Source organism: Candidatus Chloroploca mongolica, from assembly GCF_004762035.2.
GTDB classification, from domain to species: Bacteria; Chloroflexota; Chloroflexia; order Chloroflexales; family Chloroflexaceae; genus Chloroploca; species Chloroploca mongolica.
This window is the reverse complement of the sequence record NZ_SIJK02000034.1, coordinates 45,742-66,674: the sequence shown is the minus strand read 5'-3', so window position 1 is coordinate 66,674 and position 20,933 is coordinate 45,742. Positions and strand designations below refer to the sequence as shown.

The window sequence follows — 20,933 nt, the reverse complement described above, 5'->3', positions numbered from 1 at the left end:
ACCGCACAGGTGTGATTCCCACCCGCGCTGACCTGGCTGACGGTGCCAAGGTCGTTCGGCACCGTCGCCTGGCCGGCCTCGTTCTGCCCCCAGCAGCGTAGCGCCCCCTCCACCGTTAGGGCACAGGTGTGACTTTCACCTGTGCTGACCTGACGCACCGTACCGAGCTCACCTGGCACCGTCGCCTGGCCCCAGCCGTTCTGCCCCCAGCAGCGCAGCACCCCCTCCACCGTTAGGGCACAGGTGTAATACCAACCGGAGCTGACCTGACTGACGGCACCGAGGTCACTTGGCGGCACGGTTGCCTTGCCGTAGCAATGCAGCACCCCCTCCGCCGTCACTGCGCATGTGTGATAATAACCCGCGCTGACCTGATACACGGTGCCGAGGTCTTCCGGGACAGAAAGTGCGCCCCAACAAGTGACCTGGCCAGCGCGGTTGATCACACACGTGTGAGAGCCACCAGCACTCACTTGGAGCAGGTCGGTGCGGCTAAGATCATTCATCGTGGGCGAGCCATCCATCAGCGCACGCGTCGACCCCGCTGCCGACGGTTCTTCCACCGGTGGCACGGCCATAGAGATGGGGCTGGTCAGCAACAGCGGAACCCCGAGGCCGACGATCATGAGCAGGAGCATGACTATGCGACGCATCACGGGTCTCCCTTCGTATTCGTACATCCCCATCTCCCGTGCCTAGCCACACGATGGCTTCACAGCGAAGCCGCAGGCAGCACGGGCGCGCCACGGGCGCAGGGTGGGCAAAGACGGTCTCCTGCGCATCGCGACGCTTCATCGCCGTTGTACGGAAAGGATCAGGTGGGCACGACCCACCGCTGGAACAATACAACGCACGGTCAGCGTGGGTATGATGCGGGGAGGATACTGCGCTGAGCATACCATAGCCGTGAACCCGCGATAGTGAAGGTTGATGAAGCCCTGCGTGAAGATCTTTTTTTGTATGGTTATGCACAATTAACTTTTTCCGTGGCGTTGAGTGCAACAGTCACCGCTACCGGAACGCCCGGGACAGCTTCCGAGAAGCGTGCAGAGCTTCCCGGAAGCTGTCCCGCACCTTTGCCCTTGTTTGACAGTTTTCCAGGCCCCATGCTATACTTATAGGCGTTCTTGTGGTGCTTGTAGCTCAATGGCAGAGCGCCTGACTGTGGATCAGGAGGTTGCGGGTTCGAAACCCGTCAGGCACCCCACTTCCGTCACTTCCTCTCAAGACGGCACAAAAGACAACCGGAAGGGTGTAACCCTTCCGGTTGTCTTTTGTGCCGTGTGCGTGATGATTTCTCACCTCTTCAGTTCCGTTGAGAAGCGTAGCATGACGCTATGGAGGAAGCCTTGGTGGTTGCTTGCTACTGCGGGGTCTTTTATGCATATCGTTGTCTTAAGTACCCAGGATAACTATACGGTCGGTTTGCGTCGGGCTGCGGCTACGATCAGTCGTGAGCATAGCCTCGATGTGACGGTGGCGGTCTATATGGCTGCGGATCTCGCTGAACCTGAGCGCCGCGCCAGGATCGAGGCCGATCTCGAAAGGGCTGATTTTGTCCTTGGGGCGATGCTCTTTGGCGAGAGTTATGTGCGCCCACTCGTGACGATGATTGAGCCCTTGACTTGCCCCGTGGCGATCATTATGAGCAATCCCGCGCTCACAAAACTCACGCACCTCGGCAAGTTTAACCTCGGCAACAAGGGTGACGCCAACGACGGCCACGGCGGAATGATGCAGGCCCTCAAGCCCAAACACGGCCACGGTGAGGCCTCGCGTCAACTAAAACTGGTCAAAAATCTTACCCGTATTCTGAAGTATTTACCAGGTCGCTTTCGCGATCTCCACAGCTATATTGTGTTGCACCAATTCTGGGTACACAATAGTCCCGAAAATTTGCAGCGCATGCTCTGTCTCCTGATCGAACGCTATGTGCCCGGTATGAAGGGGCGCCTGCCCGTCGAGGAACCCTACCTCTATCCGGATGTCGCCCTGTGGCATCCCGATGCGCCGGCTCCTTTCCCTGATCTCAAAAGTTACCAGAAGTGGCGCAAACAGCGTCGTCAGAAACTCGACAAAGGCATCGTTGGCCTGCTCTCGCTGCGGGTCATTGCGCTCTGTGATAACGTTGCGCATCTGAGTGCGCTGATCCGTGCGCTTGAGGCCCGGGGCATCGAGGCGCGCCTCGCCTATACCGCAACCCTCGATAATCGGCCCGCCCTCGAGGCTTTTTTTTACGAGCGTGCCCCGGCAGGCAAAAAGGGTGGTTTTTTTAGCGCGGGAGATCACGCTGCCCCCACCCCGACGAAACCGGCGACCGTCGATCTCCTTGTGACCACTTCGGGCTTTTCGCTCGCCGGTGGCATGGCCCAGAGCCGCCCCGCCGAGGCGCGGGCCGCGCTTGAGGCGCTTGATGTGCCCTTTTTGCAGACGATCCCGCTCGTCTTTCAGCGCGTCGAGGGGTGGGAACAGGACGAGCGCGGCCTGAGTCCGATGCACCTGGCAATGAATGTTGCCCTCGCTGAACTCGAAGGCGCCGCCGAGCCGCTGGTCTACGGTGGGCCGTCGGGTGAGTCGGGGGTGGCCGTGCCCATCCCCGCCCAGATCGAGCGTTTTGCCGACCGGGTGGCGCGACGCATTCGCCTCGCCCATACTCCCAATGCCGCCAAAAAGGTGGCGCTTGTCCTCTTTAACTATCCGCCGAACCTCGGGAGCGTTGGTACCGCCGCCTATCTCGATGTCTTCGCCAGTGTCTTCCGGCTCCTCCAGACGATGAAGGCCGAAGGCTATAGCGTCGATCTGCCGGAAGATGCTGAAGCGCTACGACGGATGGTGGTCGAGGGCAAGGCGCTTGTCCACGGCACTGATGCAAATGTTGGTGCTATGCTGAATGTGGAGGAGTACCGCCGCCTCTTTCCCGAGTATGTTGCGATCGAGCCGCACTGGGGCCAGGCCCCCGGTGAGTTGCTCAGCGATGGCAAACGCCTCTTTATCCAGGGGCGGCAGTTTGGCAATGTCTTCATCGGTATCCAGCCGACTTTTGGCTACGAGCGTGATCCGATGCGGATGTTGATGGCCCGCGATGCTGCCCCCCACCATGGCTTTGCGGCCTTCTATACCTGGCTTGACCGGGTCTTTGGGGCCGATGCGGTGGTGCATATCGGAACGCACGGGGCGCTCGAATTTATGCCCGGCAAACAGGCTGGCCTCGGGCCATCGTGCTGGCCGACCCGCTTGCTCGGCAACCTGCCCAATATCTACTACTACTGCGTCAATAATCCTAGTGAAGGCACGATTGCGAAACGACGCGGGGCTGCCACGCTCGTGAGTTACCTCGTGCCGCCGGTGCAACAGGCTGGTCTCTACAAAGGCTTGCTGCAACTCAAGGATAGCCTGGAGAGCTATCGTACCAAACCCGATCCAAACCTGCTCGCAAGCATTGTCGCGCAGGCCGAGCGCATCGGTCTGCGCACACCAGAAGATGAGATGCTTGCCGACGAGGAGGCCGCAGCCTATCTCGCGGCCCTGAGCCACGAGTTGCTCCAGGTCGAGCAGCGCCTCATCCCGGTGGGGCTGCATGTGCTCGGCAAGCCGCCGGCGGGCGAGGAACTGGTTGATATCCTGAACCTTGTGGCGACCTTTCAACGTCCCGCCGGGGCCGCAACGCTGCCCGAACAGGTGGCGCAGGCGCTGGGGTTGGAGTATGCCGCCCTCCGCGAACGTATCGCGCACGATGTTGAGGCGCAAGCGCAGTGGCGCACGATTGACGATGTGTGCCGCAAGACGATCCAGCACCTGGTCGAGGAAGGCCCGGAAGCAGCCGAGCGGGTGCTGAGCAGCGACGTCAAGCTCGCCTCCACCAATCTCACGGCGCTCTGGGCAATGCTCAACGACCTGCTCGCCCGCCTGCGTACCGAAGGCGAGCTTGCCGGCCTGATGCGAGCACTCGGCAATGGCTATATCCCACCCTCACCCGGCAATGACGTAGTACGCAACCCCGATGTCGTGCCGACAGGCCGCAACATCCACGGGCTCGACCCGTACCGTATGCCGTCGGAAGCGGCCCAGGTCACCGGCACAGCCTGTGTCGAGGAACTGCTCGCCAACGTCGTCCAGAGCGAGGGCAGCCTACCGGAAACCGTAGCCCTCGTGCTCTGGGGCACCGACAACATCAAGACGGGCGGCGAAGGCGTTGCCCAGGCGTTAGCCCTGCTTGGGGCGCGGGCCATCAGCGACGAACTCGGCAAAATTGCCGACGTCACCCTCATTCCCCTCGCAGAACTGGGCCGCCCGCGGATCGACGTGGTCTGCACGGTCAGCGGCATCTTCCGCGACCTGATGGCGCACCAGGCGATGCTCATTGACAAAGCGGCGCGCCTTGCCGCCACCGCCGACGAGCCACTCAACGCCAATTTTGTGCGTAAACACGCCCTGGCGCAGGCCGCTACGCTTGGCATCGAACTGGAAGAAGCCGCCGCGCGCGTCTTCTCGAATGCCCCCGGTAGCTACGGGGCGAACGTCAACCACGTCGTCGAGCAGAGCACCTGGGAAGACGACGGCCAACTCGGCGAAGTCTTCCTCGAACGCAAAGGCTTCGCGATGACGCCGAGTGGCGAATGGCGCGAGGCCCGCCCCTTGCTCGAACAGACCCTCGGCACCGTCCAGGCTACCTTCCAGAACATCGATAGCGTCGAGACCGGCATCTCGGATGTTGATCACTACTACGAATACCTGGGTGGCGTCACCAAAAGTGTCGAGAAACTCACGGGGAGCCGCCCAACCGTGATGGTCGCCGAAGTCGAAGCCTTCAGCGGGCCAGGGAGTGGACGGGTACGCCCACTTGCGCAAATGGTACGGCTCGAAAGCCGGGCCAAACTGCTCAACCCAAAATGGTTCGAGGGCATGCTGGCGCACGGCTACGAAGGTGCGCACGAAATCGAAATCCGCCTGAGCAACACCTACGGCTGGAGTGCCACGGCCGACGCGGTTGATGGCTGGGTCTACCAGGGTTTTGCCGAAACCTATCTGCTCGATGAGGCCATGCGCGAGCGACTTGCCCGGCTCAACCCGCAGGCCACCGCCGGTATGGCGCGTCGGCTACTCGAAGCAAGTGAACGCGGCTTCTGGGAAACCGACGAAGCCACGCTCGATCAACTGCGCGGCATCTACGCCGACCTGGAAGATCGCCTCGAAGGCGTCACTGGATAGCAGAAGGATCGGCCAACACAACCAGCGTCGTTGGTTGTGTTGGTCAATGTTTATGTCAACTTCGGAAGAAATCAACAACCGAACTACGCTCTTCTTCACTTGGCATCAACTCGATAAAGGTAATGCGATGCCAGGGAAAGATGACCGCCTGCACGCCGGCAGCCAGGTAAGGTACCGGCTTGCCGTCGCGGCGGCGCATATTCGAGACCTTTAGAAAGAGATCGGTTGGTTGAGGTTCATCATCAAGATCGGCAAGAATGGGATCTTCGCCAGTCAAGTGGAGGATGACGGTCTTGGACACTCCCTGCTCCTATTCAAGCGCAAAGCGCACGGTCAATGTTCCAAACAGTAATTCGTCACCGGGATGCAACTTGGTCGGCACCTGAGGAGGAAGCCGTCGGCCATTCACAAACGTCCCATTGGCACTCGCCAGATCCTCAAGGGTATACTCGGCACCCCGGCGCACCAGCAGCGCATGGCTACGCGAAACCCCGGCGTCAAGGCCGCCATCAAGACTAAGATCAACTTCGGGATCAATGCCACGTTCAGGATCTTTGCGCCCAATCAAGAACTGGGTCGCCTGACCTGGCTCGATGCGCCGCCCGCTCGGACCGACGAAGAGCACCAGCGTACGATGATGGTGTGCTGGGCGCACAGGTGCCCGAGTTGAGCCACCCGCAGCCTGGTTGGAGGCAACTGTTCGATTCATCGCTGGCGTTGCCGACCGCAACATCACCCCTTCGAGCAGACTCGCCCCACACTCCGAGCAAAAGATTGTCCCATCAAGTTGTTGCGCCCGGCAGTTTGAGCATTGTTGCATCGATGCCTCCAGTGCATTACTTGGTATCGTCAGGTGATCCCATCAACCCGCGGGTTCCATACTTAATCCGCTTCCGCCCCTCCGCGCTCGCATGCCCAGACTCAGCCAGACGGGTGGCTTCCTCCTGCACTGTACGGGCCAGGTCAAGTTCGCCCGCTTCAAGCAAGCGCGAGCCAGCCATCTGCAAGCGTTGGCTGGCGAGGGTCGCATTGCCCTGTTCAGCCTGTTGCCATGCGTTGGCCTGCAGGCGATAGGCTACCAGCCGTTCCAGCCACTGTTTGACCGTCGCATTCACTTCATAGGGCACAGTCTCGGCCTTGCGTACACTCATACGCAAAACCAATTGGGCATGCTGATCCTTGAGGCTCAAACCAGGCAAATTGTAGGTGATGCGCAGGCGCAATAACGGATGATCGCCCAGCCGCAAAACAGGGACGACAACCTCCAACAAGAACGCCTGCGGTTCAGTATTGGGCCAATCACCAAGCGACGCTGTCCAGATATGCTCGCGGTCTTCACTAATCGGCACCGAGGTAAGATAAGGGCGCACCCGGTCGAGTGAACGCAAGAGAGCCCCCGGACGCAACTCGACTTGAAAGCGGAGATCCTGGGCAAAGATCGAGGACATCCGCTTGACCTCATCGGCAAAGACCTGGCTAATCTGCGTGGCCGACGTAATGTACTGGGTACGGCTATTCTCACGAGCGGCGATCGTCTCGAGCAGATCCTCATTCCACTCGGTGCCAATCCCCATCGCGGTCACCCCAATGCCGCGATCCTGGGCGCGGCGGGCCAGTTCAACACAACGCCCCTCATCGCCATAGGTACGGCCATCGGTCAAAAGCAGAATTCGACTAACGCCCTGCAACATCACGGGCTTCTGAACCTCCTGGAGGGCCATCGCCATGCCCGTCGCCATCTCGGTGCCACCGGCGGCTTCAATCCGATTCACCGCCTGCTTGAGATCCTGCTTGTTGCGAACGCGCTGTGTATTGACGACCACATCGGCGCGATCATTGAAGGTGACGAGGCTAAAATAGTCATCCTCACTCAACAGATCAATAATGCGAGCAACACCCTCTTTCACCTGTTGTAACCGCTCACCACGCATTGAAGAACTACGATCGATAACCAGACAAAGATTCAATGATAATTTCAAGAGTGGAGCCGTGCCACCGAGGGCATGCATATCGAGCAACGCATAGACCAGTTGCGGCTCGGTGCTTTCGGGAAGAACCGCACGACTGAGGGTTGCCTCAAGCTGAATCACATTGCTCATAGTGCATCTACTTTCGGCAAGGTCACCACAACAGCCGAAATATTATCTTCGCCACCAGCCTGATTAGCCTGGTCAATCAACGCCTGACATGCCTGGTGGGGCCACACACTGGCCTGAAGCGTCGCGGCGATCGTTGCATCATCAAGCATCCCCCAGAGCCCATCGGAACAGAGGAGCAGATGAGAGCCTGTTCCAAGCGGTTGATAGAGAAAATCAACCTTGACCTCGGGCTGTTGCCCAATTGTACGATAGAGTTGATTGCGCAACGGATGTTCACGGGCCGCCTCCAACTCAAGTTGGCCCAACTCAATCAGACGTCCAACCGCCGAATGGTCGGTCGTCAACTGCGCCAATCCTTCTGGCCCATAGAGATACGCCCGCGTATCGCCAACGTGAGCCAGATAGAGCCCGGTACCAACGAGCAGCGCAGCGGTACAGGTTGTGCCCATATCCGTCCCGAAGCGACGGGCTTCAGACCAGATCAACTGATTTGCGGCTTCCAGAGCACCAATCAGCAGCGGCTGGATCGCCTCACTCATCTGGTCATCAAGAATCGGCATCACCAACCGGCTGAGCATATGCTCGACAACGGTACGCACTGCAAGGCGACTAGCAATTTCACCACCCTCGTGGCCACCCATCCCATCAGCCACCAGAAAGAGCCCGACCGCGACATCACCTCCTTCGCGGGGCAAGGTCAACAACAGCGCAAACACACTGTCCTGGTTGATCTCACGGATCTGGCCAATATCACGCAACGCCGTTGCCGCAAGGCCCTGTGGGAGAGAAGGAGAGGCATTCATGGGCTACGCCTTCAATGCATACAGATTATAATCAAGTGAACCAATATAGACGATTCCATCGTGGATAAAGGGCGATGAAACAACTGCGGCCTCGGTCTTGTATTTCCAGATCAACGTACCATTGTTGGCATCTACACAATAAACATAGCCATCCACCCCACCCACATAGACACGACCGTTGGCAACGCGTGGTGAAGAGGTAATCTGATTTCCGACTTCAAATTTCCAGGCAACGCGACCAGTTTTCACATCCAACGCATAGAGTAGCCCATCAACACCGCCGACAAAAACACGTGTCCCAGCAACATACGGCGAAGAGTTCACATAGTGGCCGGTACGAAACCGCCAGGCCGGCCACCCACCTGCGGCATCCAGGCCATAGATATTCTGATCAAGCGAGCCAACGATCACCAGGCCCTCGGCAAACACCGGCGAAGAGCGCACTGGTTGCTGGGTACGCTGCTTCCAGCGAACCGCCCCACTCCGGGCATCAAGGGCATAGACACAGCCATCATCACCGCCGATGAAGATGACGTCATCCTGGATACATGCTGATGAACGAATCGGATTCCAGGTACGATATTTCCAGATGATTGAACCACGGAGGCCATCAAGCGCATAGATGTGCTGATCATCCGAGCCAACAAAGATAACGCGATCCTCGACCCGCGGCGAGGAGCGAATGGGCTTGTCGGTACGGCACGTCCAGCGCAACGCACCCCGGCGCACATCAAGGCAATAGACCCCACCATCCTCCGAGCCAATAATGACATTATCGTCCCAGACTGCTGGAGAAGAATTAATCCCGCCTTCGGTGGCATATTTCCAGCGAAACTCACCCCGCCTGGCGTCAACGGCATAAATATTGGTGTCGTAGCAGCCGATAAAAACCGTACCCGCGCTGACGCAGGGCGACGAACGCAACTCATCTTCACAGGTAAATTTCCAGACTAGCTCGGTCTGGGCCGCCGCCTTGATCACGGCTGGCATCGTGGGCACCACAACCCGTTCACCCGCCACAACCCCCGGGATCGCCATCAGCGCCTGCTTCATCTCTTCCGCGCTCTGCCAACGTGCCTCCATCTCATACTCAAGCGCCTTCACGACAATCCGTTCCATCTCGGGGGAGAGCTTTGGATTGAACTGGCGCATGGGCCGATCCTGGAACGTAAATGGCGTCTCAAGGCGCGGATCCGAAGCCGTCAACAGGTGGTGGAGCGTTGCCCCAAGCGCATACAGATCGCCAACTGGCTCGGCAAGACCACGATACTGCTCGGGTGGCGAATAGCCTTCGGTGCCAATCATCGTCCCTTTGCGATCGCTGCGATTCAAATTACGGGCAATCCCAAAGTCGATCAGCACAATGCGCTCATTGCTATCCACCATCACATTCGATGGCTTCATATCCCGAAAGACGATTGTTTCGGGCTGATGATGGTGAATATAGTGCAGCACATCGCAGATCTGGATCGCCCAGCGTGCGACGCGAAGCTCATCAAGCGGGGCACGAGCTTCATCGAGCACGGCTTCAAGGTCTTTGCCATCAACCAGTTCCAGCACCAGATAGACACGATTATGCTCTTCAAAAAAGTCGTAGACTTTGGGAATCGCCGGATGCTGAAGCGTTGCCAGTAGGCCAGCCTCACGCTGAAAATTCTTTAAATTGAGCAAGCGCGTATGCGAGTCGGAGGCTGACTGCGACATCTCTTTGATCGCACAGTAGCGCGCCACATCTTTGAAACGCAGATCGCGACCACGATAGACCACACTCATGCCGCCAACGCCCAGCGGTGCAATGATCTGATAGCGCTCTTGCAGCGTGCTGCCAGGTGACAGCATATGCATCGGTGCTTCAGCTGCATCCCGGCTAGACTGATCGACTGGTGTAGGTTGCGGCTGGCCAAGATTGATGCGCGTATCGCCACCCTGCGCCAGATCCGTCGGCAAGCTATCGATAGCTTCCGCTGGTTGCGTTGTTTGCTCGTGCGATGACGAAGAGGCGAGTCCTCGGGTGCCGACTTTTTTTATCAGTCCCATTCTGTTCCTCGCTGACTGGCAAAAAGCATGTTCGAGCCATCCCTGGTGTGTACTTGTGTCTATTATAGTGACAGGAGGGCAAAGAGGCAATGCATATTGGGTAGTGACTGCATATTTTGGGGGGCTGAACCATGCAAATGGGGGCACCCAAGCGCTCAGCATGCCACGGTTGCGAGCCTGGGAGCGCGGGCGGGCCGCCCGCGCTCCCAGGCCACGCACAGCCATCCGTCGCATATGTGGCGTCTCGATACACTCTGAACACCCTTTGCGCCTTTGCGCCTTTGCGTCAAATCATCGGGAAGCTTCGTTGACAGACTCCTTAGATCGGGTGAAGCCCGGGGAAATCCAGGCCCTCGGTTTCGACAAACCCCGCCATCAGGTTCATGCACTGAACGGCACTGCCTGCCGCCCCTTTCATCAGGTTATCGAGGGCGCAGATGCTGACGATGCGCCCGGTTGTCTCATCAAGGGTAAAGCCGATATCGGCAAAATTGCTCCCCGCCAGGATCTTTGGTTCGGGATAACGATAGATGCCCTGGCGTTCTTTCACGATCCGCACAAACGGCTGCGTCGCCGCAAAGGCCCGGTACGCTTGCCAGAGATCTTTTTCGGTGACGGGACGGTTCGCAAAGACATGCGCCGTGGCGAGCGCACCGCGCACCAGTTCAACCGAGGTAACCGAGAGATGGACATTGGTCAGACCCGTGACCATTTCGACCTCGGCGGTGTGGCGATGGCCCACCGGGGCAAACGAGCGCACCGCTCCGGCGCGCTCAGGATGGTGACTACTCTCACTCGATGTGGCCCCTCCCTCAGACGAGCCAACTTTGATCTCGACGATCACGGGGCGCTGCTCATCAACCAACCCGGCCTGCACCAGTGGTAGCAGGGCCAGGTTGGTCGCGGTCGCATTGCAGCCGACCCCGCTGGCATAGTTCACGCCCCGCAGCGCCTCACGGCTCACTTCGGGCAGGCCATAGACAAAGCGGTCGAGCCAGGCCGGGGCCGGATGTTCTTCGCGATACCAGCGGGCATAGACCGCCGGGTCGCGCAGGCGAAAATCCGCCGAGCAGTCGATCAGCCTGGGGGCCAGCCCCGCGTACCGCTCGATCGCCTGCGCTGCCTCGCCATGAGGCAGCGCAAGAAAGAGGAGATCGCACGGTTCAAGTCGATCAGGATGCACAAACTGCACTTTGCTGCGTCCACGCAAGTTGGGATGCACTTGATGAAGGTAACGGCCCGCGTTACGCCCGCTCGTCGCCTGGATCACCGCCACTTCGGGGTGCCATAAGAGCAAGCGAAGCAGTTCGCCACCGACATAGCCGCTTGCCCCTACGACACTCACGCGCAAGGTCATACGCTTGCTCCTCGCCCGACAGCCACCACATAGTCAATGATGCGCGCCGGGATATCAACCCCGGTCGTCTCAATTGAATTGCGGAATTCCATCGTATAGTTGACTTCATTGACGAGCAGGCGCCCATCACCGGTCTCCAACAGATCGATCGCCACGACCCCACCGCCAACGGCATGCGCCGCACGAACACTCAAGTCGGCAATTTCGGGCGTGACCGGGCAATTGGTCGCAATGCCGCCGCGGGCGGTATTGGTAATCCAGTGCTCGCTGGCCCGATAAATCGCCCCGATGCACTCATCACCCACGACAAACGAGCGAATATCGCGCCCCGGTTTGTCAATATATTCCTGAATATAAAAGATCGAGTGCTGATAATTGCCCAGTACATCCCGATGTTCCAGAACGGCCTCGGCAGCATCACGATCATTAATCTTGCTGACCATGCGCCCCCACGAGCCAACGACTGGCTTGAGCACCACCGGATAGCCCATCGCTTCGATGGCCGCGATAGCGCTCTCGGGGGTAAAGGCGAGACGACAACCCGGCGTCGGCACTTCGGCATGCACCAGCGCCTGGGTGGTCAGCATTTTGTCACCACAGACCGTGGCAACATGAAAGGTATTGACGGTCGGCACACCGGCGTCGTTCAACAACTTGAGCATATAGACAGCCCGGCTATGCTGAATACAGCGCTCGAGCACAACATCATACGGATACTCGCGTTGATGCAGGTCAAAGATCTGCTCGCGATCGTCAATGCGGGTATACGCCAGCCCGCGCCGCTCCAATTCGCCAAAGAGCAACTTCTCTTCGGCCCGAATCCGTGAACATAACACCCCGATACGCATACGAGATTCTCCTTGCAAATGTGCCATACTGGCGGTTATTCGCCCCAGTCTTCTTCGACCTCGGGGGCCAGGGCCAGCGTCGGCGGATCGAGGCTGATCACCTCAAGCTCGGCGCCACACTCGGGACAAACCACAATCTCACTCGTCATCGTATCTGCGGGTAGTTCCACCGTTGCACCACACTCAGGACAGATTGCTTCCATGATCTCCTCATTCATCGCTAGAAAAACTGAGGCCAGACATCCGGCCCCTCAAGAACAATACGACCTACAATAAGCTCATCACCGCTTGCGTCACCAGCTCAGTCCGCGCTGTTCCGCCCAGATCAGGGGTATGCGGGCCATCGTGCTGCACCTGCCGGATGGCGTTGCGCAGCCGCGTTGCTTGCTCACGATAGCCTTGCCGGGTCAACAACAGGGCCACGCAGGTGATGGCCGCCAGAGGATTCGCGATGCCCTGACCAGCAATGTCAGGTGCCGCCCCGTGAACCGGCTCGAAGAGCGCCTGGCGATCACCAAGATTGGACGAGGCGGCCAGACCAAGCCCGCCGCCGTGGATGCAGGCCACATCCGAGAGGATGTCGCCAAAAAGATTGGTTGTAACCACCACATCAAAGCGTTCCGGGCTCTGCGCAAGGCGCATCGCCGCGACATCAACCAGTTGCTCTTCGATGACCAGGTCGGGAAAGGCTCGCGTTACCTCCAGCGCGGTTTCCCGAAAGAGCCCATCACTCACCCGCAAGACATTGGCTTTATGGACGATCGTCACCCGTCCTGGACGACCCCGCTCGCTGGCACGCTGCCGCGCCAGTTCACACGCGATCTGTACAATGCGCTGGCTGGCCCGACGGGTCACCACCCGCTCGGCAATCGCCGTAGCCCCCTCATCCTCCAGCCGCTCACGGCCAGCATAGAGGCCCTCGGTATTTTCGCGCACCACCACCAGATCGACGGGCGTGCGGCCTGGCAAGCCAACCACTGGGCGAATATTAGCATAGAGATCGAGCTCACGGCGCAACTGGACAATCGGGCTCCGATAGCCCGGCACGCTATGACTCGGTGAGGCCACCGCACCAAAAAGGATCGCATCAACCGCACGCGCCGCCGCGAGCGTTGCCGCCGGTAACGCCGCCCCCTGCTGCTCGAAAGTGCTCCAGCCTGCGTCAGCCTCGTGCAACACCACCTCAGGCACCAGGGCTTGCAGCACGCACACGGCAGCCCCAAGCACCTCGGGCCCAATGCCATCACCAGGGATCACACAAATCTGCATAGGATGCTTCCCCTCTCTCACCTGGCCTCACCAGGAAAGCGCCCATACTGACGATAGAACGGCACAATGCCCCCGGCAGCCCAGACGTCGCGCAAAAAGGCCGGTGGCGGGGGCAACTGAATGTGCTGACCCTCATCCGTGACGATCAAACCCTCTTCCAGCCGCAACTCGACCTCTTGCCCATCACGCAGGGTTGACGTCAGATCGGCGGTAAAACAGGGAATGCCAAGGTTGAGCGCATTGCGAAAAAAGATGCGCGCAAAGAGCGGGGCCACAATCGCGCCCACACCAACCAGGCGCAACGCGAGTGGCGCATACTCACGCGAACTGCCACACCCAAAATTATTGCCGGCCACGATCAGATCCCCCGGCTGCACCCCCGGCGCAAAATCGGGCCGGTGCTCAACAAACGGATAGTTGCGCAGATCGGCTTCGTTCTTGAGCATATAGGGCGCATAACGTCCCGGCACAATCTGATCGGTATTGATATCCTGACCAAAGATCCAGACACGAGCCATCACGATCTCCTTTTCTTCTCTGCCTTAGCTGCTGAAATGGCCTTAGGCCCAATACGTTTCAAATAAGCTCACGCGAAGACGCGAAGAGTTAAGCTCACCTACGCAAAAACCTTTGCGCCTTTGCGCCAAAAGAGCCGCCTTATTTGCAAGGTATTGGTCTTAGACCTGCGACGGAAGACTCGCCTCGACCTCCTGAGGATGGGTAAGATAGCCGGTCAAGGCCGTTGCGGCGGCCACTTCGGGCGAGGCCAGGTAAATATTGGCCTGCGGGCTCCCCATCCGTCCGCGGAAATTGCGGTTCCCGGTAAAGAGACACACCTCGCCGGGGGCGAGCACGCCCATGTGCCGACCAATGCATGCGCCGCAGCCAGGGGTGCCAATCGTTGCGCCGGCCTCAAGCAGCGTCATCAGGGTGCCATCGGCGGTAGCGCGCTGCAGCGCCTGCGCACTTGCGGGAACCACGAGCATGCGCATACCAGGGGCCAGCCGACGACCGCGCAGAATTCGTGCGGCGGCAGCCATATCTTCGTAATGCCCATTTGTACACGTGCCAAGGTAGACCACATCAATCGCAACGCGGCCAAGTTCGCTCAAATCGGCGACATTATCAACCGTATGCGGGGCGCTGATCTGCGGCTCGAGGCGATCCAGGTCAACCGTCAACACCTGGCTGTAGCGGGCACCCTCTTGTACCTGCAAAAAGTCAGGCTGCAAGGCGGGACGACGCACCTCGGCGCGGGCCGGGGGCATGATCGCGCCTGGATCAGCAAAGACCGGAGGCACAATGCCCGCCTTGGCCCCGACCTCAATCGAGAGCGTCGCAAGCGTCATTCGCTCCATAATGGACAAAAACTCCACCCCGTGCCACTCGACGGCCGCATAGGTTGCGCCATCGGCCCGCAACAGACGAGTGGCATACAACGCCAGGTCTTTGGCGCCCACACCGGGGCGAAAGCGACCCTCGGCGCGCACAAGGACCGTCTCGGGCACGCGGAACCAGGTGCGCCCAGTCGCCGCCGCAAGCGCAATATCGGTGGTGCCCATGCCCGTGCCAAAAGCGGCGACACAGCCATAGGCGGTACTGTGACTATCACTGCCGACAATCACCATCCCGGGGCGCGCCAGACCCTCTTCGACCAGCACCGGATGCGAAATGCCACGTCCCACATCAAAGAGATGGCGGATACCCTGACTCTTCACCCAGCGACGCACGTCGGCCTGCTTCTCGGCAGTCTGCACACTCGCCGCAGGGGCAACATGGTCAATCACCACCGCCACTCGTTCGGGATCCCACACCCGTTCTGCCCCCAACTCCTCGTGCAACACCCGAATAATGCTCGGCGAGAGGCTATCGTGCATCATCACGAGATCTACATCGACCGTCACCACCTCGCCTGCCATCACCGTGCGTCCCGCTGCCCGGCTCAAGATCTGCTCACTCAACGTCTGCATCAGGCTACTCCGCATATTCATAGAGAATTTCATCAACGGTAGTACTATTCAATTCGTGGTCATCGCCGATAGTCTTGATCCGAGTGGCAGCCTGACGAGCCGCCGACTCGCTGAGATAGATGCCCAACTCACGGGCGCGTTCGGCCACCGCGTGCCAACCAACCAGGCGATGGGCGACCGCAACCGTGCGCGCACGTCCAAAGCGCGCCGGGTCAAGCACCTCGTAGCTCCGCGGATCATTGATCACCGCCTTGGTATGCAGGCCGGCCTTGTGGTGGAACGCGAAGGGGCTCGAAATCGGGGCGTCAAAGGGCACCGTCACCCCAACCATCTCGGCAACCATGCGATCAAGTTCAGGCAACATTGCCACATCGTAATGGGCAACCATCTGCGGATCGAGCGAGGCCATACGGGCAACCATGCCGGCAAGCGACGCAATACCATTGCGTTCACCAATGCCAAGCACCGTCACATCGAGGTGCGTCGCACCGCCTTCGAACGCACAGAAGGCATTGGCAACGGCGCAGCCAGCATCATTGTGACCGTGAAACTCGATATCACAATTCACCGCAGCGCGCACCTCAGCGACCGTCGCATAGACCTGGCGCGGGGTAGCAATGCCGACCGTATCCGCGAGGCCAACCCGGTGTACCCCGAGTTCGGCGACCGCCTGATAGACCCGCAGCAGACTGGGGAGATCGGTGCGGAAGGTATCCTCGGCAGAGAAGCGAATTTCAACAGGAAACTGACGGAGGTACGCAATCACCACACGTGCCTCCTCGACAATCTGGTCGAGGCTCCGGCCATGGCTGGCCTGGCGCAGTGGTTCAGAGGTAGCATAGAGCAGGTGGACAGCCTGGGCGCCATGTTCAATGGCAAGGCGGGCATCATCAAGGTGGCAGCGAACGTGAGTTGCAATGCGAGCGCGCAAACCACGGCGGGCAATCACTTCGAGGTCGCGGGCACTCTGCGGCGAAGCAGCGGGCGAAGTCAGCTCGATATACTCAACCCCAAAGGCATCAAGAGCCTCGGCAATCGCGAGGCGCTGACTGCTACTAAAGTGGGCAGTCGCAAACTGCTCACCCTCGCGCAGCGTCGTATCAACCAGCAACGGCCGATCATGCGACTGCATAGAATGTGCTTCCTTGTCTCACTTGACAGGCTCCAAACAACTCCGGGCGGCGATAGCGTGGCGTATAGGCAACGACAGACGGCTTGAACTGTTTCACAGACTTCTCCTTCAAGAACACACAAAAAACCCGGCGCACCATCGGTCTGGTGCGCCGGGCCTACACTTCCACTCGCGTGCAGGCGGTGCTAACCAGACCGGAAGGCTGGCTTCTTCACCCGCTTGAGCTGCTTTGTGAAGTTGAGGGACATTGGCACAAACATACTTTCTTGAGCGCGACAATCAACCGAGTCAACACACCGCGAGAGCATAGCACAGATATGGAGGATTGTCAACGTACCCAAAACAGCTTCCGGGAAGCTCTGCGCAAAGATGTCATGGCGCACCGACGTGCCGAAACACCACGCTTCCCGGAAGCTTTGCTTGTGGTATAGTATGCTCACTGCGCACTCCTAGGCCAACGACTCGACTACCACTACGGGCATCCTAGCCCCAGCAACACCCTCAAGGAGCCACGTCTATGACCATCTTACGCTCGGCCATGGCCCTGGTGATCACGCTCACGCTCACCCTCGCGCTCGTGGCATGCGGCCAGCCGTCCAGTCCGTCCGCCCCAGCCACGCCAGTGGCATCTGCCGAGCCGACGACTGCCCCCGCCGCGCCAACCGACACCCCAGAGGCAGTGGGCGTGCTGCCGGCAGCCCTGCTGTTCATCAGCGACGAGAATGACATCGCTCGGCTCGAAGTGGACGGGACGACCAGCGTGACGGTGGCCGACGAGCAGGCGCTGATCATCGACTTTGTCGTCGCTCCCACCAGCGATGTGCTGGCCTACCTCACCATCGCCGACGGAATCGACACGACCCTCATCCGCACGAGCGCCGACGGCAGCGGCCGCACAGAACTCGCACGCGGCGTGATCCGCGGGGTGAGCATTGCGGCCGACGGTAGCGTGCAGGCCGGGATGTTGTTCGATACCACGGACGCCACTGGCGGTGCTCTTCGGCCCGGCGTGTGGAGCTTTCCCGCCGCTGGCAGCGACCCGATGCTGCTGGTCGCCGCCAGCGACCCGCTGAGCGACACCACACCGGGCACCCATTACCAGCCGCTGGCCTGGTCACCGGATGCGAGCCAGTTGCTGCTGCGCAGTACGATGAACATGGGAGCCGACGGCCCCAGCGGTGACATTGGCGCGACCGGCCTGGCGCTGTACGATACGGGCAGCGGGCAGACCCGCGACCTGCTGCCCCTGGGCGTAGAGCCGCTCTGCGTCGTGCCAGTCTGGGGACGGGACGGCACCAGCGTCCTGTGCGCCAATGGTGCTGCAATCGGTCCGCCTACCCCGCCGCTCTGGCGGTTGGAGCTAGCACGTGGTGAGCAGCAGCCACTCATCCCGACCGGCGAATCGGTCGATCAGGCCCTGAGCCCACGCGAACTGGCCGACGGTATCTACGTCCTCGTCGCCGAAAGTACTGCTGAGATCGTGCCACAGTTCATGCCGCAGCGGTTGGCCCCGGACAGCACAGTGAGCGCCCTACTGCCACGACCAATCGAGAGTAGCTACGATGGGGCGCTGTGGGCGCCCGACGGCAGCGGGATGATCATTGGGCAGCCAGCGGCCGGGGCCAACCGAACGATCATCTGGCAGCCGCTCGGCATCAATGGGGCGGGCGAGTCAGTTGAGCTCCTAAGCGGCAGTATCGGGAAGTTTGCGTGGGCCAACCCGTAGCTGAGGCGACCTCAGATCCCTGCGCAAGGCCTTGCGCCCGAAGGCAGCCACCCCAGCACCGGCAAGGGCAACCCAACCAAAGAGCAGCAGAGCAGACCCGCTGCTCGCCTCGGGCAGTTGCCCAACAAGCACCAGGTTCAGCGTAACCCCCATCGTTGGGGCACCACGGGTAATCACCGGCACGATCTGATTGGTGGTATAGCGTACCTGACCACCGACCGTAATATTTGACTGAACCGTATACTGTGCATTGGGGTCAATACGTGCCGGATCATAGCCAATCGTGTAGCGGAAAGGCGGCTGGGCATTATTGCTCGTAAAGCGCTGTTCCGCAATAACCTGGGGCATGACGCCAGGGCGCACTTCGGCAATCTGCACCGTCACGACCGCATTGGGCGGCAACGCGCTGCGATCACGATAGGTAAGCGTGCCCGACACGACACCCTGCCCCTGCGCCTGCGCAAGGCCAGGCAGCAGCAGCAAGGTGAGGGCAAAGAAAATTCCAAGTAGAGCAACTCTAAGCTTCATACGACTCTCCCAACTATGAACGCAGCGTTCCCATCAGGCGCGCCAGTTCATCCTCGACCACCTGCTCATCAAGTTTCTTGAAGAGCGGGGCTGGCTCACGAAGTTGCTGCCCCACCGGCAACAGCGACGGCTCCCAGCGCCCAATCCAGGACTCATAGTCACCGGTGAGCACCCGATGGGACGTGCCATGCTCTTCGGTGTACTCGCGGAACTCAAGCGGCCCCGCGATAAAGCCATCATAGCCCAGGTACTCGTGGAGGCGCTGACTGCTAAAGGGCAGAAAAGGCGTAAAGAGCAACTTGAGTTGATCAACACAATGCAGCGCAACATACCAGATCGTGGCGGCTCGCGCCCGATCTTGCTTGATCACTTTCCACGGTTCCTGTTCACTCAAATAGGTGTTAACAAGGGCCGCCAAGCGCATCGCCTCACTAATCGCGCTCTTAAAACGAGCCTGCTCAATCGCCTCACCACAGGTAACAAACCCACCTTCAATGGTCGTGATCAGCGCGTGATCGCCTTCCGTCAACGTCTCGGGGTCAGGGACAACCCCAAAATTCTTATAAACATTGGTCAACGTCCGGTTGACCAGATTGCCCCAGGTTGCGACGAGTTCATCGTTATTCCGGCGCACAAACTCGGACCAGGTAAAATCAGTATCTTGATTTTCGGGGCCAGCGATGGCCAGAAAATAGCGCAGCGCATCGGAATCATAGCGGCTCAAGACATCATTGACATAGATCACGACACCGCGACTACTGCTAAACTTCTTGCCCTCCATCGTCAGAAACTCACTACTGACAATATTGTGGGGCAACTGCAACGGCACCTCGGCAAAGGCCCCGGCCGCACTACCGGCATAAAACCCATCGCTAAAATAGCCCATCAATTGCGAAGGCCAGATCACCGAGTGAAAGACGATATTATCTTTGCCCATGAAATAGTAGTGACGGGCGCGGCGATTCTGCCACCAATCACGCCATGCATCAGGCGTACCACGGTTCTTCGCCCATTCGATACTAGCCGAGAGATAGCCAATCACCGCATCAAACCAGACATAGATCTTTTTGTCGTCGCGGCCAGCATACTCGGGCAACGGGATCGGCACCCCCCAATCGAGATCACGCGTAATTGGCCGGGGCTTCAGCTCTTTGATAAAATTGAGCGAAAAACTCCGTACATTGGGACGCCAGTGGGTCTGGCGGGTGATCCATTTTTGCAAACGATCGGCAAAGACCGGCAGATCGAGGAAAAACTGCTCGGTCTCTTTAAAAACAGGGGGTTGACCATCGATCTTCGAGCGAGGGTTGATCAAATCAATGGGATCAAGCTGATGACCACAGTTATCGCACTGATCGCCACGAGCATCGTGATAGCCACAGATCGGGCAGGTTCCCTCGATGTAGCGATCGGGCAAGGTACGGCCGGTAGAGGCCGAAAAGGCCCCGAGCGTCTCTTGACGGAGAATATAGCCCTTTTCATAGAGGGTCTTGAAGATATCCTGGGTAACCCGATAATGGTTGAGCGTCGTCGTCCGCGTAAAAGTGTCGTAACTCAAACCCAGATGATAGAGGTCATCGCCGATGATCTGGCTATAGCGATCGGCGATGACCTGGGGCGTCACACCTTCTTTATCAGCAGCAAGCGTAATCGGGGTACCGTGTTCATCGGTACCAGAGACCATCAATACATAATTGCCCTTGAGCCGATGATAGCGGGCAAAAATATCGGACGGAACCCCAAACCCTGCAACGTGCCCAATATGGCGGGGGCCGTTGGCATAGGGCCAGGCAACAGCAACCAGAATATGCTCACCCATTCACTACCTCCAAACAACACATTGTGCACTTTTTTGAGCGAGAACTGCGCACAAATGCTCGTTCAATTATACCATGCTTGCAGAAGAGCGCCCGTTGTCATATCATGGTACACAAAAGCCTGAGGTAGGCAGTTTGA

The 20,933-nt window shown here is 59.2% G+C and carries 17 protein-coding genes and 1 tRNA gene; 3 read left to right on the top strand and 15 right to left on the bottom strand.

The features are described from left to right. On the bottom strand, positions 1-653 hold a 653-nt coding region (locus EYB53_RS17420), incomplete at its 3' end, for an RCC1 domain-containing protein (protein WP_371879130.1). A gap of 479 nt (positions 654-1,132) precedes the next feature. On the opposite strand from EYB53_RS17420, the gene EYB53_RS17415 reads away from it, so the two are divergent. Continuing rightward, positions 1,133-1,207: transfer RNA gene (locus tag EYB53_RS17415), tRNA-His, on the top strand. 173 nt (positions 1,208-1,380) lie between these two features. Continuing rightward, positions 1,381-5,208, top strand: a complete 3,828-nt coding sequence (locus EYB53_RS17410; RefSeq protein ID WP_135479686.1) for a magnesium chelatase subunit H — start codon at positions 1,381-1,383, stop codon at positions 5,206-5,208. 55 nt (positions 5,209-5,263) lie between these two features. On the opposite strand, the gene EYB53_RS17405 is transcribed toward EYB53_RS17410, so the two are convergent. The 12 genes from EYB53_RS17405 to lysS all read right to left on the bottom strand — a co-directional run bounded on the left by EYB53_RS17405 (position 5,264) and on the right by lysS (position 16,723). Further along, positions 5,264-5,509, bottom strand: coding sequence for a hypothetical protein (locus EYB53_RS17405; RefSeq protein ID WP_135479685.1), 246 nt, complete (start codon positions 5,507-5,509; stop codon positions 5,264-5,266). A gap of 9 nt (positions 5,510-5,518) precedes the next feature. Further along, complete coding sequence (locus EYB53_RS17400; RefSeq protein ID WP_135479684.1) at positions 5,519-6,028, bottom strand: FHA domain-containing protein; 510 nt, start codon at positions 6,026-6,028, stop codon at positions 5,519-5,521. Positions 6,029-6,044: 16 nt separating this feature from the next. Next, positions 6,045-7,307: a vWA domain-containing protein gene (locus EYB53_RS17395; RefSeq protein ID WP_135479683.1), complete on the bottom strand. Its 1,263-nt coding sequence runs from the start codon at positions 7,305-7,307 to the stop codon at positions 6,045-6,047. Continuing rightward, positions 7,304-8,110, bottom strand: a complete 807-nt coding sequence (locus tag EYB53_RS17390) for a PP2C family protein-serine/threonine phosphatase (protein ID WP_135479682.1) — start codon at positions 8,108-8,110, stop codon at positions 7,304-7,306. The genes EYB53_RS17395 and EYB53_RS17390 overlap by 4 nt, the downstream gene beginning before the upstream one ends. A gap of 3 nt (positions 8,111-8,113) precedes the next feature. Then, positions 8,114-10,147 carry a serine/threonine-protein kinase gene (locus EYB53_RS17385; protein ID WP_135479681.1) on the bottom strand — a complete coding sequence of 678 codons (2,034 nt, stop codon included), beginning with the start codon at positions 10,145-10,147 and terminating at the stop codon, positions 8,114-8,116. Between the two features lie 319 nt (positions 10,148-10,466). Next, positions 10,467-11,504 (bottom strand): N-acetyl-gamma-glutamyl-phosphate reductase, encoded by a 1,038-nt coding sequence (gene argC, locus EYB53_RS17380; RefSeq protein WP_135479680.1) that lies wholly within the window; start codon positions 11,502-11,504, stop codon positions 10,467-10,469. Then, a complete protein-coding gene (gene lysX / locus EYB53_RS17375) occupies positions 11,501-12,352 on the bottom strand; it encodes a lysine biosynthesis protein LysX (protein ID WP_097655046.1) in 852 nt (283 codons plus the stop codon). Before lysX ends, argC begins: the two co-directional genes overlap by 4 nt. Before the next feature lie 35 nt (positions 12,353-12,387). Further along, positions 12,388-12,555, bottom strand: coding sequence for a lysine biosynthesis protein LysW (lysW, locus tag EYB53_RS17370; protein ID WP_097655047.1), 168 nt, complete (start codon positions 12,553-12,555; stop codon positions 12,388-12,390). 64 nt (positions 12,556-12,619) lie between these two features. Beyond that, a complete protein-coding gene (locus tag EYB53_RS17365) occupies positions 12,620-13,621 on the bottom strand; it encodes an isocitrate/isopropylmalate dehydrogenase family protein (RefSeq protein ID WP_135479679.1) in 1,002 nt (333 codons plus the stop codon). 17 nt (positions 13,622-13,638) lie between these two features. Further along, positions 13,639-14,139, bottom strand: a complete 501-nt coding sequence (locus EYB53_RS17360; protein WP_135479678.1) for a LeuD/DmdB family oxidoreductase small subunit — start codon at positions 14,137-14,139, stop codon at positions 13,639-13,641. A 159-nt stretch (positions 14,140-14,298) separates the two neighbouring features. Next, the gene (locus tag EYB53_RS17355; RefSeq protein ID WP_135479689.1) at positions 14,299-15,591 is read right to left on the bottom strand and encodes a 3-isopropylmalate dehydratase large subunit; all 1,293 of its coding nucleotides are present in this window, start codon (positions 15,589-15,591) and stop codon (positions 14,299-14,301) included. Between the two features lie 4 nt (positions 15,592-15,595). Beyond that, entirely contained in the window at positions 15,596-16,723 is a 1,128-nt protein-coding gene (gene lysS, locus EYB53_RS17350) for a homocitrate synthase (protein ID WP_135479677.1), read from the bottom strand. 517 nt (positions 16,724-17,240) lie between these two features. Here lysS and EYB53_RS17345 point away from each other — a divergent pair. Beyond that, entirely contained in the window at positions 17,241-18,449 is a 1,209-nt protein-coding gene (locus tag EYB53_RS17345) for a TolB-like translocation protein (RefSeq protein ID WP_135479676.1), read from the top strand. Here the strand turns inward: EYB53_RS17345 and EYB53_RS17340 are convergent. Next, on the bottom strand, positions 18,408-18,977 hold the full coding sequence (locus EYB53_RS17340) for a YbaY family lipoprotein (RefSeq protein ID WP_135479675.1): 570 nt from the start codon (positions 18,975-18,977) through the stop codon (positions 18,408-18,410). The genes EYB53_RS17345 and EYB53_RS17340 overlap by 42 nt on opposite strands. A 13-nt stretch (positions 18,978-18,990) precedes the next feature. Further along, a complete protein-coding gene (gene metG, locus EYB53_RS17335) occupies positions 18,991-20,796 on the bottom strand; it encodes a methionine--tRNA ligase (protein ID WP_135479674.1) in 1,806 nt (601 codons plus the stop codon). Between the last annotated feature and the right edge of the window lie 137 nt (positions 20,797-20,933).

Excerpts from the sequence above, each read along its gene's own strand:
- EYB53_RS17410 (WP_135479686.1), top strand. The coding sequence starts at position 1,381 with ATGCATATCGTTGTCTTAAGTACCCAGGATAACTATACGGTCGGTTTG.
- EYB53_RS17400 (WP_135479684.1), bottom strand. The coding sequence starts at position 6,028 with ATGCAACAATGCTCAAACTGCCGGGCGCAACAACTTGATGGGACAATC.
- EYB53_RS17395 (WP_135479683.1), bottom strand. The coding sequence starts at position 7,307 with ATGAGCAATGTGATTCAGCTTGAGGCAACCCTCAGTCGTGCGGTTCTT.
- EYB53_RS17390 (WP_135479682.1), bottom strand. The coding sequence starts at position 8,110 with ATGAATGCCTCTCCTTCTCTCCCACAGGGCCTTGCGGCAACGGCGTTG.
- EYB53_RS17385 (WP_135479681.1), bottom strand. The coding sequence starts at position 10,147 with ATGGGACTGATAAAAAAAGTCGGCACCCGAGGACTCGCCTCTTCGTCA.
- argC (WP_135479680.1), bottom strand. The coding sequence starts at position 11,504 with ATGACCTTGCGCGTGAGTGTCGTAGGGGCAAGCGGCTATGTCGGTGGC.
- lysX (WP_097655046.1), bottom strand. The coding sequence starts at position 12,352 with ATGCGTATCGGGGTGTTATGTTCACGGATTCGGGCCGAAGAGAAGTTG.
- lysW (WP_097655047.1), bottom strand. The coding sequence starts at position 12,555 with ATGGAAGCAATCTGTCCTGAGTGTGGTGCAACGGTGGAACTACCCGCA.
- EYB53_RS17365 (WP_135479679.1), bottom strand. The coding sequence starts at position 13,621 with ATGCAGATTTGTGTGATCCCTGGTGATGGCATTGGGCCCGAGGTGCTT.
- EYB53_RS17360 (WP_135479678.1), bottom strand. The coding sequence starts at position 14,139 with ATGGCTCGTGTCTGGATCTTTGGTCAGGATATCAATACCGATCAGATT.
- EYB53_RS17355 (WP_135479689.1), bottom strand. The coding sequence starts at position 15,591 with ATGCAGACGTTGAGTGAGCAGATCTTGAGCCGGGCAGCGGGACGCACG.
- lysS (WP_135479677.1), bottom strand. The coding sequence starts at position 16,723 with ATGCAGTCGCATGATCGGCCGTTGCTGGTTGATACGACGCTGCGCGAG.
- EYB53_RS17345 (WP_135479676.1), top strand. The coding sequence starts at position 17,241 with ATGACCATCTTACGCTCGGCCATGGCCCTGGTGATCACGCTCACGCTC.
- EYB53_RS17340 (WP_135479675.1), bottom strand. The coding sequence starts at position 18,977 with ATGAAGCTTAGAGTTGCTCTACTTGGAATTTTCTTTGCCCTCACCTTG.
- metG (WP_135479674.1), bottom strand. The coding sequence starts at position 20,796 with ATGGGTGAGCATATTCTGGTTGCTGTTGCCTGGCCCTATGCCAACGGC.